This is a genomic window from Symbiobacterium thermophilum IAM 14863 (genome assembly GCF_000009905.1).
In the GTDB taxonomy this organism is placed as follows: Bacteria; Bacillota; Sulfobacillia; order Symbiobacteriales; family Symbiobacteriaceae; genus Symbiobacterium; species Symbiobacterium thermophilum.
In genome coordinates this window covers 3,030,274-3,044,643 of record NC_006177.1, presented here as the reverse complement: position 1 = coordinate 3,044,643, position 14,370 = coordinate 3,030,274, and the positions used below count along the sequence as shown (strand labels likewise).

General features: G+C 68.6%; 10 protein-coding genes. 9 read left to right on the top strand and 1 reads right to left on the bottom strand.

Features of this window, described 5'->3' with window-relative positions; all coding sequences use genetic code 11:
* Nucleotides 1–13 precede the first annotated feature (13 nt).
* The 9 genes from STH_RS14055 to rlmD all read left to right on the top strand — a co-directional run bounded on the left by STH_RS14055 (nucleotide 14) and on the right by rlmD (nucleotide 12,751).
* Entirely contained in the window at nucleotides 14–2,539 is a 2,526-nt protein-coding gene (locus STH_RS14055) for an ATP-dependent helicase (protein WP_050742303.1), read from the top strand.
* Between the two features lie 17 nt (nucleotides 2,540–2,556).
* Nucleotides 2,557–4,578, top strand: coding sequence for an NAD-dependent DNA ligase LigA (gene ligA, locus STH_RS14050; RefSeq protein ID WP_011196944.1), 2,022 nt, complete (start codon nucleotides 2,557–2,559; stop codon nucleotides 4,576–4,578).
* 128 nt (nucleotides 4,579–4,706) lie between these two features.
* Nucleotides 4,707–5,756: an ABC transporter ATP-binding protein gene (locus STH_RS14045; protein ID WP_173355296.1), complete on the top strand. Its 1,050-nt coding sequence runs from the start codon at nucleotides 4,707–4,709 to the stop codon at nucleotides 5,754–5,756.
* The gene (locus STH_RS14040) at nucleotides 5,756–6,769 is read left to right on the top strand and encodes an ABC transporter ATP-binding protein (RefSeq protein ID WP_043714211.1); all 1,014 of its coding nucleotides are present in this window, start codon (nucleotides 5,756–5,758) and stop codon (nucleotides 6,767–6,769) included. Before STH_RS14045 ends, STH_RS14040 begins: the two co-directional genes overlap by 1 nt.
* Nucleotides 6,770–6,939: 170 nt before the next feature.
* Entirely contained in the window at nucleotides 6,940–7,230 is a 291-nt protein-coding gene (gene gatC, locus STH_RS14035) for an Asp-tRNA(Asn)/Glu-tRNA(Gln) amidotransferase subunit GatC (RefSeq protein WP_011196941.1), read from the top strand.
* A gap of 21 nt (nucleotides 7,231–7,251) precedes the next feature.
* Entirely contained in the window at nucleotides 7,252–8,718 is a 1,467-nt protein-coding gene (gene gatA / locus STH_RS14030) for an Asp-tRNA(Asn)/Glu-tRNA(Gln) amidotransferase subunit GatA (protein WP_011196940.1), read from the top strand.
* A gap of 2 nt (nucleotides 8,719–8,720) precedes the next feature.
* Nucleotides 8,721–10,193, top strand: coding sequence for an Asp-tRNA(Asn)/Glu-tRNA(Gln) amidotransferase subunit GatB (gene gatB, locus STH_RS14025; RefSeq protein WP_011196939.1), 1,473 nt, complete (start codon nucleotides 8,721–8,723; stop codon nucleotides 10,191–10,193).
* 74 nt (nucleotides 10,194–10,267) lie between these two features.
* Complete coding sequence (locus STH_RS14020) at nucleotides 10,268–11,296, top strand: SDR family oxidoreductase (protein WP_011196938.1); 1,029 nt, start codon at nucleotides 10,268–10,270, stop codon at nucleotides 11,294–11,296.
* 75 nt (nucleotides 11,297–11,371) lie between these two features.
* Nucleotides 11,372–12,751 carry a 23S rRNA (uracil(1939)-C(5))-methyltransferase RlmD gene (rlmD, locus tag STH_RS14015; RefSeq protein WP_011196937.1) on the top strand — a complete coding sequence of 460 codons (1,380 nt, stop codon included), beginning with the start codon at nucleotides 11,372–11,374 and terminating at the stop codon, nucleotides 12,749–12,751.
* Nucleotides 12,752–13,129: 378 nt separating this feature from the next.
* Here rlmD and STH_RS14010 read toward each other — a convergent pair whose 3' ends face one another.
* Complete coding sequence (locus STH_RS14010) at nucleotides 13,130–14,311, bottom strand: glycosyltransferase (RefSeq protein WP_043714207.1); 1,182 nt, start codon at nucleotides 14,309–14,311, stop codon at nucleotides 13,130–13,132.
* Nucleotides 14,312–14,370 lie beyond the last annotated feature (59 nt).

Here is a 14,370-nt window from a genome sequence, read left to right as displayed (position 1 = left end):
GTGACCCGCGATCATGCTTGATCCTTCATCTGTTCGTGAGTACCAGCGCCTGCGGGCCGCGGTGCGCGGCCGGCTGCTCTCCGGGCTGAACGAGCAGCAGCGGGAGGCGGTGCTGCACGGTCAGGGGCCGCTGCTCATCCTGGCCGGAGCGGGAAGCGGGAAGACCCGCGTCATCGCCCACCGCATCGCCCACCTGATCCTGTTCGGGCCGGAGTACGACCCTGACGCCCCGCCGCCCCCCGGCCTGACGGCGGACGACCTCGAGGCGCTGCGGCTGGCCGTCGAGGGCCCGGGGCCCATCGACACCGGCGCGATCGCCCACCTGCTGGGTGGGGGGATCGATCCCTGGCGCATCCTGGCGATCACCTTCACCAACAAGGCGGCCGCCGAGATGCGGGAGCGGGTGGAGCAACTGGTGGGCCCGAGGGCGCGCGAGGTCTGGGCGGCGACCTTCCACTCGACGTGCGTCCGCATGCTGCGGCGGGACATTGAGCGGCTGGGCTACGGCCGCAATTTCGTCATCCTGGATGCCGAGGACCAGCAGGCCGTCATCCGGGACTGCCTGAAGCGGCTGGGCCTGTCGGAAAGGCAGTTCCAGCCCGGCGCCGTGCTGGGCACGATCTCCAACGCGAAGAACGCCATGCTGGATCCCCGGCGGTTCGCCGACCGGGCCGGCGACTACTGGCGGCAGCAGGTGGCCAAGGTCTACGCGCTGTACCAGGAGCAGCTGCGCTCGGGCAATGCGCTGGACTTCGACGACCTCCTGCTGAAGGCCGTGGAGCTGCTGGAGCGGTTCGACGACGTGCGGGAGTACTACCAGCGCAAGTTCGAGTACATCCTCGTCGACGAGTACCAGGACACCAACCACGTCCAGAACCGGTGGGTCTTCCTGCTGGCCGGGGAGAAGCAGAACCTGGCCGTCGTCGGCGATGACGACCAGGGCATCTACTCGTGGCGCGGGGCGGACATCAGCAACATCCTGGAGTTCGAGGCGCAGTTCCCCGGCTGTCGGACCATTAAGCTGGAGCAGAACTACCGCTCCACGCAGAACATCCTCTCCGCCGCCTATGCGGTGGTGCGGCACAACACGGGCCGCAAGGAGAAGCGGCTCTGGACGGCGGCGGGCCCCGGGGACCCGGTGTACCACTTCACCGCCGCCGACGAGCGGGACGAGGCGGCGTTCGTGGCGCGCGAGGTGGAGCGGCTGGTGGCCGAGGGCCTGCCCGACGGCACCCGCCTGGACTACCAGGACTTCGCCGTGCTCTACCGCACCCACGCCCAGTCCCGCGCGCTGGAGGAGGCCATGGTGCGCCGTTCCATCCCCTATGGCATCTACGGCGGCCTGCGCTTCTTCGAGCGCAAGGAGATCAAGGACGTCCTGGCTTACCTGCGCATCATCGCCAACCCGGCCGACATCGTGTCGTTCCGCCGGGCCGTCGGGGTGCCGAAGCGGGGCATCGGCCCGGCCACGGTGGACAAGCTGGTGGACTACGCCGAGCAGTGGCAGGTGCCGGTGGCACTGGCCGCCCTCGACTGCTCGATGGTGCCGGGCCTCTCCGGCACCTACCAGAAGCGCATGGAGGAGTTCGGCGCCCTCATCGAGGAGCTGACCAACCTGAGCGCGCACTGCACGGTGGGCCAGCTGATTGACGCCGTGCTGGAGCGCACCGGCATCCTGGAGGAGCTCCGGGCCGACACCTCGCTGGAGGCGGCGGCGCGGCTGGAGAACGTGCAGGAGCTGCGCTCGATGGCCGCGGAGTTCGAACCGCCGGCCGGCGAGGAGCTGGACGGCCTCCGGGACCTGGACAGCTTCCTGGCCACGGTGGCCCTGCTCACCGACGCCGACCAGGTGGGCGAGGGGCAGAACAAGGTGACTCTGATGACCCTCCATTCGGCCAAGGGGCTGGAGTTTCCCGTGGTCTTCCTGGTCGGCCTGGAGGAGGGGGTATTCCCCCACAATCGGGCCCTGACCGACGAGGTGCAGATGGAGGAGGAGCGCCGGCTCTGCTACGTGGGCATGACCCGGGCGCGCCTGCGGCTCTATCTGACCAACGCTGTCAGCCGCAACCTGTGGGGCCAGTCCAACTACAATGCGCCCAGCCGGTTCCTGCTGGAGATTCCGGCGGAGCTGGTGGAGGAGGTGACCCCGGCCGCCGGTGCGTCCGGGCCGCGCCGGTCCGCCTGGGACGACGGCGCCGCCTGGGAGGACGCCGGGGCGGCTGTGCGGCGGCCGGCGTGGGATGGCGGCGCGCGGGCTGCGCGGCGCCGGGAGTGGGAGGACGACGACTTCTCGCCGGCCATCGGCGCGGCGGGCTGGGGTCGGACCGCGCAGGCCCGCCGGCTGCAGAAGGCCCTGGAACCGCCGTCCGAGGAGACGCCGCAGTTCCAGCCCGGGGACCGGGTGCGTCACGAGCGGTTCGGTGAGGGCGTGGTGAAGGCCGTCATCGGCGACACCGTGACCGTGCAGTTCGCCGGGGCGGCCGGGCAGCGGGTACTGGTGGCCAGCTACCTGCGCCCGGCCGCGGCCGAGGCGGAGTGACTGGGGAGGGAAGCAGCATGGATCGATCCTGGGCGGAGCGGCGGATCCCGGAACTGATCGAGACCATTCGCCACCATGAGTACCTCTATTACGTGAAGAATGAGCCGGAGATCAGCGACGCCGCCTTCGACGAGCTGATGCAGGAGCTGAAGCAGCTGGAGGAGGCGTTCCCGGACCTGCGGCGGCCCGACTCGCCGACGCAGCGGGTCGGCGGGGCCACCGCGCCCGACTTCGCCAAGGTACCCCACCAGCCGCCGATGTACTCCCTGGACAACGCCTTCAGCGAGGCGGATCTGCGGGACTTCGACCGGCGGGTGCGCGAGGGGCTGGGCGGCGAGCCGGTCTCCTACGTGTGCGAGCTGAAGATCGACGGGCTCTCGATCTCGCTTCGCTACGAGGACGGCCTCTTCGTCCAGGGCGCGACCCGGGGCGACGGCGAGACCGGCGAGGACGTCACCGAGAACCTGCGCACCATCGGCTCGATCCCGCTCCGGCTGGACGGGACGGAGGCCCCGGTGCCGCCCCGGCTGATCGTGCGGGGCGAGGTCTACATGACCAAGCAGGTGCTGGAGGAGCTGAATGCGGCGCTGGCCGCCGAGGGGAAGCCCCTGCTGCAGAACCCCCGTAACGCCGCGGCCGGCGGACTCCGGCAGAAGGATCCCCGCAAGACCCGGGAGCGGCGGCTGGACGCCTTCCTCTACCAGGTGGTGGACGCGGAGGCCCTGGGCATCGCCGACCACTGGAGTGCGCTGCAGCGGCTTCAGGCCTGGCGCTTCAAGGTGAACCCGCACCGGCACCTGGCCCACACCATCGACGAGGTCCTGGACTGGGTGGCCGGGTGGCAGGCGCGGCGGCACGAGCTGCCCTATGAGATCGACGGCCTGGTGATCAAGGTCAACGACCTCGCCCAGCAGCGGCGGCTGGGCTTTACGTCCAAGTTCCCTCGCTGGGCGATCGCCTACAAGTTCCCCGCGGAGGAGCGGGAGACCACCGTGGTGGGCATCAGCCTGGAGGTCGGGCGCACCGGCGTGGTGACGCCGTCGGCGGACCTGGCGCCGGTGCGCATCGCCGGCACCACGGTGAAGCGCGCCACGCTGCACAACGAGGACTACATCCGGGAGAAGGACATCCGAGTCGGGGACACGGTCATCGTCCGCAAGGCCGGCGAGATCATCCCCGAGGTGGTGCGGGTCGTGCCGGAGAAACGGCCGCCCGACGCCCAGCCCTGGACCTTCCCGAAGACGTGTCCCGCCTGCGGCGCAGAGCTGGTCCGGATCGAAGGCGAGGCGGCGACCCGCTGCACCAACAACCTCTGCCCCGCCCAGCAGTACCGGGCGATCCTGCACTTCGCTTCGCGGGACGCCATGAACATCGAGGGGCTGGGCGAGGCCCTGGTGCAGTCGCTGCTGGACCACGGCCTGATCGAGGACGCCGCCGACCTTTACCGGCTCCACGAGAAGCGGGATGCGCTCATCCGCCTCGAGCGGATGGGCGAGAAGTCGGTGGACAACCTGCTGGCGGCCATCGACGCCACCCGGCAGAACCCCCTGCACCGCCTGATCTTCGCCCTGGGCATCCGGCACGTCGGCGAGCGGGCAGCCCGGCTCCTGGCCGACCACTTCGGATCCATGGAGGCGATCGAGCAGGCCGGCCTCGACGAGCTCACGGCCATCCCCGGCCTGGGGCCGAAGATCGCGGAGTCGGTGAAGAACTACTTCGCCTCGCCCCGCTCGCATCAGCTGCTGGCGAAGCTCAGGGCCGCGGGCGTGAACATGGTGGGCGAGAAGAAGGCTGGGCCGGCAGAGGGGCCGCTGGCGGGCATGACCGTGGTGGTCACCGGGACGCTGGTGCGGTGGAGCCGGAAGGAGATCGAGGAACTGATCCAGCAGTTGGGCGGGAAGGCTGCCGGTTCGGTCAGCCGGAAGACCAGCTTCGTCGTTGCGGGGGAGGCCGCGGGCTCCAAGCTGCAGAAGGCTCAGGAACTGGGCATCCCGGTGCTCACCGAAGACGAGTTCTGCGAGCGCTATCTCCAGGGCTAGGGAAACCTCGCCAAGATGATGCAGGGGGAATCGGGAGGATTCGCGTATAGGCTGAGCGAAAAAATCTAAACCAACCCGCGCGAAACTGCGTCTCATGAGCACAAAGGGAGTATTGTCATGAGGCGGGCATGAAACGCCGGGCGGAGTCATGTGTAGGTGTGAAGGAGAAGAGGAGTGAGCCTGTGAGCGAGAAGCTGGTCGAAATCCGAAACCTTCAGACCCACTATTTCACCGAAGACGGCGTCGTAAAGGCCGTTGACGGGGTGGATCTCTATATCAACCGTGGTGAAACCCTGGGTGTCGTGGGCGAGTCCGGCTGCGGGAAGAGTGTAACCTCCCTCTCGATCATGAGGCTCATTCCCAATCCCCCGGGCAAGATCGTGGGTGGCGAGATCCTGTTCGAGGGTGAGGATCTGCTCAAGAAGTCCGAGGCGGAGATGCGGAAGATCCGGGGGAACGAGATCTCCATGATCTTCCAGGAGCCGATGACCTCGCTGAACCCGGTCTACACCATCGGGGATCAGATCGCCGAGGCCATCGAGCTGCATCAGGGCCTGTCGCACAAGGAAGCGATCGAGAAGGCCATCGAGATGCTGCGGCTGGTTGGCATCCCGCTGCCCGAGCAGCGGGTGAAGGAGTATCCGCACCAGCTGTCGGGCGGTATGCGGCAGCGCGTCATGATCGCGATGGCGCTGTCCTGCAACCCGAAGCTGCTCATCGCGGACGAGCCCACCACCGCGCTGGACGTGACGATCCAGGCCCAGATCCTGGAGCTGATGAAGAAGCTGAAGAAGGAGCTGGGCATGGCGATCATGCTCATCACCCACGACCTGGGCGTCGTGGCGGAGATGTGCGAGCGCGTGGTCGTCATGTACGCCGGCAAGGTGGTGGAGGAGGCCGATGCGGTCGCTCTCTTCCAGAATCCCCTTCACCCGTACACCGAGGGTCTGCTGAAGTCGATCCCGCGCCTCGATCAGGAGGTTGAGAAGCTGCACGTGATCGAGGGCGCGGTGCCGAATCCGCTGAACCTGCCCGAAGGCTGCCGGTTCCATCCGCGGTGCCCCGTGGCAACCGACCGGTGCCGGGCCGAACAGCCCACCCTTCAGCAGGTGGCGCCCGGGCGGAAAGTTGCCTGCTTCCTCGCTGAAGAACGGCTCATGAAGGGGGTCACGGCGTGATGAGCACCGCGGTTGGCACCAAGGCGCAGACCGGCGACGTCCTGGTCGACGTGCGCAACCTGAAGAAGCACTTCCCCGTCACCGGCGGCGGCATCATCGCCCGCACAGTGGGTTACGCCAAGGCGGTGGACGGCGTCTCCTTCCAGATCCGCCGCGGTGAGACGCTGGGTCTGGTGGGCGAGTCCGGCTGCGGCAAGACCACGATGGGCAAGGTTCTGCTGCGGCTGCAGGAGCCCACGGAAGGCCAGGTCTACTTTGAGGGAAGGAACATCTACGAACTGAACCGCGAGGAGATGCGCAAGCTCCGGCGGGAGATGCAGATCATCTTCCAGGACCCGTACTCCTCGCTGAACCCCCGCATGACGGTGGGCGACATCATCGGCGAGCCGCTGGAGATCCACGGCGTGGCCCGGGGCGCGGCCAAGACCAAGCGGGTCCACGAGCTGCTGGACGTGGTGGGCCTGGCCTCGTTCCACGCCCGGCGGTATCCGCACGAGTTCTCCGGCGGCCAGCGGCAGCGTATCGGCATCGCCCGGGCGCTGGCGCTGAACCCGAAGCTGATCGTCTGCGACGAGCCGGTGTCGGCGCTGGACGTGTCGATCCAGTCGCAGGTGCTCAACCTGCTGGAGGACCTGCAGAAGGAGTTCGGGCTGACCTACCTGTTCATCGCCCACGGCCTGGCGGTGGTGAAGCACGTCTCCGACCGGGTCGGCGTGATGTACCTGGGCAAGATGATGGAGATCTCGCCGGCGAACGAGCTGTACACCAATCCGCTGCACCCGTACACCGAGGCGCTGATGTCCGCCATTCCGATCCCCGATCCGACGCTGAAGCGGGAGCGGATCGTGCTGGAGGGCGACGTGCCCTCGCCGGTCAATCCGCCTTCGGGCTGCCGGTTCCACACCCGGTGCCGCTATCAGCCGCAGGTCGGCGACATCTGCAAGGAGGAGGAGCCGCCGCTGGTGGACGTGGGCAACGACCACTGGGTCGCCTGCCACATGCGGACGAAGTAGAGGAAGAATCCAACCCGACGATGGCCGGACCCTGTGGGTCCGGCCATCCGGCGCGTACAGGCGCTGGCAGCGACATTGCTTGTCTGGGATGCGGTGTGTTAGAATCAGGTAGTTACGCGCACGCTCCGGCTGAACAAGTTGTCCGAAATTCGGGATGGTGGTGATCGACAGTGGCGGTAACGCGGGACGAGATTCAGCGCGTGGCCCGGCTGGCCCGCCTGAGCCTCTCCGAGGAAGAGATCGAGACCTTCGCGGAGCAACTCAACCGCATTCTCGAACACGTGGAACGCATCAATCGGCTGGACGTGGCGGATGTGCCTCCCACCTACCACGGCGTCGCCTTGCAGCACCCCTTCCGGGAGGACAAGCCTCTGCCGTCGCTGGACCGGGAGGCGGTTCTGGCGCTGGCCCCGGAGGCGGAGGCCGGCTGTTACAAGGTGCCGAAGATTACGGAGGGCTAAGGGATGTCTGGGATGACGCACATGCTGAGCGCGGCCCGGCTCAACCGGCTCTTTCTGGCCGGGGAGCTGTCGGCGGTGGAAATTGCGGAATCTGCCCTGAGCCGCATCGCACAGGTTGAACCCGCGGTGGGCGCGTTCATCACGGTGGCGGCCGATCACGTGATCGAGCGGGCGAAGAAGCTGGACGCGCGCCGCAAGGCCGGCGACACGGAGCTGGGCCCGCTGGCCGGCGTGCCGATCGCGGTGAAGGATAACATCTGCACCAGCGGGATGGAGACCACCTGCGCCTCCCGCATCCTGAAGGGGTACGTCTCGCCCTTCGACGCGACGGTGGTGGAGCGGCTGCGTGCCGCCGGCGCGATGATCATCGGCAAGGCGAACATGGACGAGTTCGCGATGGGCTCCTCGGGCGAATCCTCTGCGTTCGGCGTGACCCGCAACCCGTGGGACCTGGAGCGCGTGCCCGGCGGCTCATCCTCCGGGTCGGCCGCGGCGGTCGCGGCCGGGGAGGCCCCTCTCGCCCTGGGCACGGACACGGGCGGCTCCATCCGGCAGCCGGCCGCATTCACCGGCATCGTCGGGCTGAAGCCCACCTACGGGTACGTCAGCCGCTACGGCGTGGTCGCGTTCGCCTCGTCGCTGGACCAGGTGGGTCCGATGGGCCGCGATGTGGAGGACGTGGCCCGGCTCTTCGAGGTGATCGCCGGACCCGACCGGCGCGACGCGACCAACGCCGGGCGCACCCCGCCGGCGCTGAAGTTCGGCGGCGAACCGTCCCTCAGCGGCGTGCGCCTCGGCGTGCCGAAGGAGCTGCTCGGCCCCGGCATCGACCCCGGTGTGAAGGCCCGGGTCGAGGAGGCCATTGCCCAGTTGGAGGAGCTCGGCGCGACCGTGGAGGAGTGCTCGCTGCCCTCCACCGAGTACGCGCTGTCGGCGTACTACGTCATCGCGGTCGCCGAGGCCTCTTCAAACCTGGCCCGGTTCGACGGCGTGCGGTACGGCTACCGCGCCGCCCAGGCCGGCGGGTTGCACGAGATGTACAGCAAGACCCGCGGCGAGGGCTTCGGCACGGAAGTGAAGCGCCGCATCATGCTGGGCACCTACGTCCTCTCCGCAGGCCATTACGACGCCTACTACCGGCGGGCGCAGCAGGTACGCACCCTGGTCGTGCGCGACTTCGAGCGCGCCTTTGAGCGGTACGACGCCCTGGTGACCCCCACCACGCCGTTCACCGCCTGGAAGATCGGGGAGAAGGTCGACGACCCGGTCTCCATGTACCTGGGCGATATCTGCACCATTCCGGTCAACCTGGCGGGGCTGCCGGCCGTCTCCGTCCCCTGCGGGTTCGTGGACGGCCTGCCGGTCGGGATGCAGCTGATCGGCAAGCCCTTTGCCGACACCCAGATCCTGCAGATCGCCTGGGCGTACCAGAAGGTGACCAAGCATCACGAGGCCCGTCCGGCCCTGACTGAGGAAGGAGGTCGGTAGCCGTGTCCACCGCCAAGTGGGAGACCGTTATCGGCCTCGAGGTCCACGTGGAGCTGTCCACTGAGACCAAGATCTGGTGCGGTTGCAAGAACGAGTTCGGGGCCGAGCCGAACACCAACGTCTGCCCGGTGTGCCTCGCCCTGCCCGGCGCGCTGCCGGTCCTGAATTACAAGGCCGTGGAGTACACCATCCGCGCGGGACTGGCCCTGAACTGCAAGATCCAGCGGCACTCCAAGTTCGACCGGAAGAACTACTTCTACGCCGATCTGCCCTCGGGCTACCAGATCAGCCAATTCGACCTGCCGCTGTGCTACGACGGCTACGTGGACATCACGAAGAAGGACGGTACCACCCGCCGCATCCGCATCAAGCGGATCCACCTGGAGACCGACGCGGGGAAGCTGCTCCATGCCGGCGACGACGTCGCGGCGGCGGATTACTCGCTGGTCGACTTCAACCGCGCCGGCGTGCCGCTCATCGAGATCGTCACCGAACCGGACCTGCGCTCGGCCGAGGAGGCCGGCCTGTTCCTGCAGAAGCTGCGCACGATCCTGAAGTACTCGGGCGTCAGCGACGTGAAGATGGAAGAGGGCTCCATGCGCTGCGACGTGAACCTGTCGGTGCGCCCGGCGGGGTCCAGCGAGTACGGCGTGCGGACGGAGCTGAAGAACGTCAACTCCTTCTCGGCCGTCATGCGGGGCATCGAGTACGAGGAGAAGCGGCATATCCGTATCCTGGAGGAGGGCGGCCAGCCCGAGCAGGAGACCCGTTCCTGGCGCGACGCCCAGGGCATCTCGGTGCTGCTGCGCTCCAAGGAGGACGCCGAGGACTACCGCTACTTCCCCGAGCCCGACCTGCCGCCGCTGGAGGTGTCGGCCGAGGAGATCGAACGCATCCGGGCCGGCCTGCCCGAGCTGCCCGACGCCCTCATGCAGCGGCTGATGACCGAGTACGGCCTCTCCGCTTACGACGCCTCCGTCATCGTCGCCGAGCGGGAGTACGCCCAGTGGTTCCTGCACGCGGTGGAGCTGGCCGGCGCCGGCCAGGCCAAGACCGTCGCCAACTGGCAGATCAACGAGTTGTACCGGGTGATGAACGAGAAGGGGCTCGGCCCCGAACAGATCCCCGTCACGCCCGAGCAGCTGGTGGGCATGCTGAAGCTGATCGAGCAGGGAACCATCACCGGCAAGATCGCCAAGACCGTCTTCGACAAGATGGTGGAGACGGGCAAGGACGCCGAGACCATCGTCAAGGAAGAGGGGCTCACCCAGGTGGCCGATGAGGGCGAGCTGCTCGCCATCGCCCGGGAGGTGGTGGCCTCCAACCCGAAGGTCTTCGAGGACTGGAAGGCCGGCAAGCAGTCGGCCGCCCAGTGGTTCGTCGGCCAGATCATGAAGCGGACCCGTGGGCGGGCCAACCCGCAGATGGCCCTGAAGCTGGTGACCCAGGCGCTCGAAGAGCAGGCGCAGAAGTAAGGACGCCCCCCGCCGTAGGAACTGCGGCGGGGGCGTCTAATCTTTTCGGTAAAGATTGAAAGGAGGCGTGGCCCGTGGACCTGGTAACCGGCGCCACCGGCTTCATCGGCTCGCAGCTGGTGCCTCATCTGGTGGAGCAGGGGAGGCAGGTGCGGATCCTCGTTCGTTCCCGGCAGAAGGCGGAAGCGGTTTTCGGCCCGCTCTGCGCGGCGCTGGAGGTGGCCGAGGGCGACCTGGGGGACGAGGCCTCCCTGGCGCGGGCGGCCGCGGGCGTGGACCGGGTCTACCACCTGGCCTCGCGGATCAACTTCCAGGGATCGCTTCGCCGGATGCGCGCCATCAACGTGGAGGGCACGCGGCGGTTGCTGGACGCCTGCGCGGCCGCGGGCGTGAAGCGGGTGGTGCACATGTCCTCCATCGCGGCCGGGGGGCCGGCGGTGAAGGACGAAAACGGCCGCTACCGCGCCCGCACGGAGGAGGACGAGGCTGCGCCCCTGCCCGATGCCTACGGGATTACCAAGCTGGAGCAGGAGCGGCTGGCGCTCTCTTACCAGGAACGGGGGCTGGAGGTGGTCGTGGTCCGGCCCAGCGCGGTTTTCGGTCCGGGCGACCCCGACGGCATGAACACGCTGATCTGGATGGTGAAGAACGGCCGGTTGCCCTTCTACCTGGGGTCGGGGCAGGCGGTGGTCAACCTGGTCTTCGTGCGGGACGTGGTGCGCGGCACGGTCGCGGCGATGGAGCGGGGGCGGCCGGGCGAGGTGTACCACCTGGTGGGGCCCAACCTGACCCAGGAGCAGCTTTTCGGCCTCCTGGCGCAGGTGAGCGGCGGCCGCAGCCCCCGCTGGGCGATGCCGGTGCCGGTGCTGATGGGCGCGGCGCGCCTGGCCACCATCGGCGCGCGCCTGACCTTCCGGCGGCGCTCGCTGGTCCATCCCCACGAGATCCGCAACTGGACCGCCCCTTGGATCATGAGCGACGACAAAGCCCGCCGGGAGCTGGGGCTGGTGCCTACCGACACCGCGGCCGCCTTCCGGGAGACCCTGCAGTGGCTGCAGGCGTACAAGGCACGCCAGGCGGAGGCGTCCCGGACCGGCAACTAGGTGGGGTCCAAAGGTGGCCAAGGGCCCTGGGCTTGTGCGCGGGCGGGCGCTCTGTGGTACACTCTGCCTATGAGCATGCAGGAGACGCAGAAGCCCCCGGTTCGCCCGGGGCAGGAGATCGAGGTGACGGTCCACGGCCTCGGCAGCAGCGGCGAGGGCGTGGCCCGCTATGAGGGACTGACCGTATTTATCCCCGGCGGCGCCCCCGGCGACCGCCTGTCCGCGCGCGTGCAGGAGGTGAAGCGGAACTACGCCCGGGCGGCGCTGGTGCGGGTGGAGGAGCCGTCGCCGGACCGGGTGGCTCCGCCCTGCCCGGTGGTGGGGAAGTGCGGCGGGTGCCAGCTGCAGCACATCGCCTACGAGGCGCAGCTCGGGCTGAAGCGGCAGCAGGTGGTCGACGCCGTGGAGCGGCTGGGGAGGCTGAGTGGGGTGACGGTGCACCCGACCCTGGGCATGGCGGATCCCTGGGGGTACCGCAACAAGGCGCAGTTCCCGGTGGGACGGCGCTCCGGCCGGGTGATCGCCGGTTTCTTCGCCCCGGGCAGCCACCGCATCGTGGACATCGAGCGGTGCGCCATCCAGCACCCGCTGGCCAACCGGATCATGGCCGAGGTGAAGGAGCTGGCCGGGCGGTTCGGCGTGCCGATCTACGATGAGCGCAGCCACACCGGCGTCCTGCGCCACGTGCTCGCACGGGTGGGCCGGGGGACCGGCGAGGCGATGGCGGTGCTGGTGACCAACGGCCCGCATCTGCCCCGCGGCAAGGACATCGCCCGGGAGCTGATGACCCGCATCCCCGAGCTGGTCAGCGTGGTGCAGAACATCAACCCGGCCCGCACCAACGTGGTGCTGGGCCGGGAGAGCCGCGTGCTCGCGGGGCGGGATGCGATCACCGACTACATCGGCGACCTGCAGTTCAGCATCTCCCCCGTCTCCTTCTTCCAGGTGAACCCGGCGCAGACCGAGGTGCTGTACGACAAGGCCCTGGAGTACGCCGGCCTCACCGGTTCGGAGACGGTGATCGACCTCTACTGCGGCATCGGCACGATCTCGCTGTTCCTGGCGCGCCGGTGCCGGGAGGTCGTCGGCATCGAGTGGGTGGAGGAGGCGGTGGCGGACGCCCGGGAGAACGCGGCCCGCAATGGCATCGGGAACGTGCGGTTCATCGCCGGCGACGCGGCGGTGGAGATGCCCCGGCTGGCGGCGGAGGGGGTGCGGGCGGACGTGATCGTGCTGGACCCGCCCCGCAAGGGCTGCGACGGGCCGGTGCTGGAGGCGATCGCGCAGGTGGCGCCGCGGCGGGTGGTCTACGTGTCGTGCAACCCCGCCAGCCTCGCCCGGGACCTGGGCCGGCTGGCGGAGATGGGGTACCGCACCGTCGAGGTGCAGCCGGTGGATATGTTCCCGCACACGGCGCACGTGGAGTGCGTCGCGCGGGTGGAGAGGGAGGGATAGCCCCCCTGTGCCCTGCCAAGGCGCCGAGACACGATCGCTTGTTCATGCTCACGTAGCACCGCGTTCACCTGCGCAGACGTCTGCGCCGGCACGCCCTGGTGCGACGCCGTGGTGGAACTGGCTGCCCGGGGTATTGTGGAAGGCACCGGCCCGCGCCGCCTTCGCCGCCGACCAGCCCGTTACCCGCGCCGAGGCCGCGATGGTGCTGGGAAACCTGGTTAGGATGAAGAAAGCAGAGTAGCTGCGGGACCCAGGCGTGAGTTCCAGCTTCACTGGTTCACCGCCGATAACTCAGGCTTGTACCACCGTCGTGTGATCAACAACGGGCACCCGCGATGGGGTGCCCGTTCTTATCTACAGCCTGACCGGAAACGGCCGCTAGTCCGGGAGCCCGCTCTGGCTCCGCAGCAGCGCCAGCGGGTAGAAGGTTCCCCGCCAGGCGATGCCGCCCCGGCGCAGGGTGAGGTAGGTAGCGCGGGCGATGGCATAGGCAAAGAGGAGCGCTGCAACGGGGTACGCCAGGGCGAGCTGGCACATCCGGGGCCCACCCGCTCCGTTTGCCAGGACGTAGAGCGCCAGCTGCAGCAGGATGGCTCCGGCGTAGAGGCCGAGGGTCCAGCCCTCGGTGAGGAAGAGCGCAACGTACGGCCAGACCATGATCGCCAGGATGCCCACCACGGAGGCGAAGACCGTGCCGAGGTTGTACTCCAAGCCTGCGAAGGCGTTCTTCTCCAGCCCGCGTATCGCCTCCCGCAGCGAGGTGTACCACTCGACGGAGACCAGCCCCCGGCCCATGGCCACGTGGGACGAGTGCCCCATCCGCTTCAGCCGCTGCCCGAGGCGCAGGTCGTCATCGGGGCGGAGCGAGATCGCCCGGTGCGTGCCGATCGCCTCGTAGGCCGTCCGCCGGATCATGTTGAAGGCGCCGATCCCCGTGCCGACCTTCGAGCGCGGGTCATTGGCCCGATACGGGGTCTTGTAGGCGAGGAAGGCCATGACGAAGAAGCCGACCCAGGCCTCCAGCCAATAGCCCCGGACCGTCAGATCAGGGGCGAGGGTCAGATGATCGAGCCGGCGCTGCTCCATAAAGGCGACCGCCCGCCTGACGGTGGTCGGGTCATAGTGAACGTCGGCGTCGGTGAAGAGGAGGATCTCGCCCGAGGCGTGCCGGGCGCCCACCCAGAGGGCGTGATTCTTCCCCAGCCATCCCGCGGGGAGGCGGTCGATGTGGACCACCGTCACCTGCGGAAACTCCCTGGCAAGCCGGTCCATGATCGCGCCGGTCCCATCGGTGGAGCGGTCGTTGACCAGCACCACCTCCAGATTCGGGTAGTCCTGGCGGATCAGGGAGCGGACGGCGCTCTCGATGGACCGGGCCTCGTTGCATGCCGGAACGATCGCAGAGACCCGGGGCGGCGGGTTGGGTCCCAGGGAGGCGTTCGGGGGCACCTCATGGGCCAGGCTGGGTACCGCCCGGATGGCGTAAAGCCCTTCCAGAAGCTTGGCCAGGCTGGCGCCGAAGAGGAGGATGGCCAGCCCGAAGAGGAGCAGCGACTGCATCGGTGAGGTCACCTCGGCCGATCGGGCTTCTGTGGCGGTTGCTGGGGAGCGTTTTCACG

Bases quoted from the DNA above. Each gene is read 5' to 3' on its own strand.
- STH_RS14010 (WP_043714207.1), bottom strand. From the start codon at position 14,311: ATGCAGTCGCTGCTCCTCTTCGGGCTGGCCATCCTCCTCTTCGGCGCC.
- STH_RS14055 (WP_050742303.1), top strand. From the start codon at position 14: ATGCTTGATCCTTCATCTGTTCGTGAGTACCAGCGCCTGCGGGCCGCG.
- STH_RS14040 (WP_043714211.1), top strand. From the start codon at position 5,756: ATGAGCACCGCGGTTGGCACCAAGGCGCAGACCGGCGACGTCCTGGTC.
- rlmD (WP_011196937.1), top strand. From the start codon at position 11,372: ATGCAGGAGACGCAGAAGCCCCCGGTTCGCCCGGGGCAGGAGATCGAG.
- STH_RS14045 (WP_173355296.1), top strand. From the start codon at position 4,707: ATGAAACGCCGGGCGGAGTCATGTGTAGGTGTGAAGGAGAAGAGGAGT.
- ligA (WP_011196944.1), top strand. From the start codon at position 2,557: ATGGATCGATCCTGGGCGGAGCGGCGGATCCCGGAACTGATCGAGACC.
- gatA (WP_011196940.1), top strand. From the start codon at position 7,252: ATGCTGAGCGCGGCCCGGCTCAACCGGCTCTTTCTGGCCGGGGAGCTG.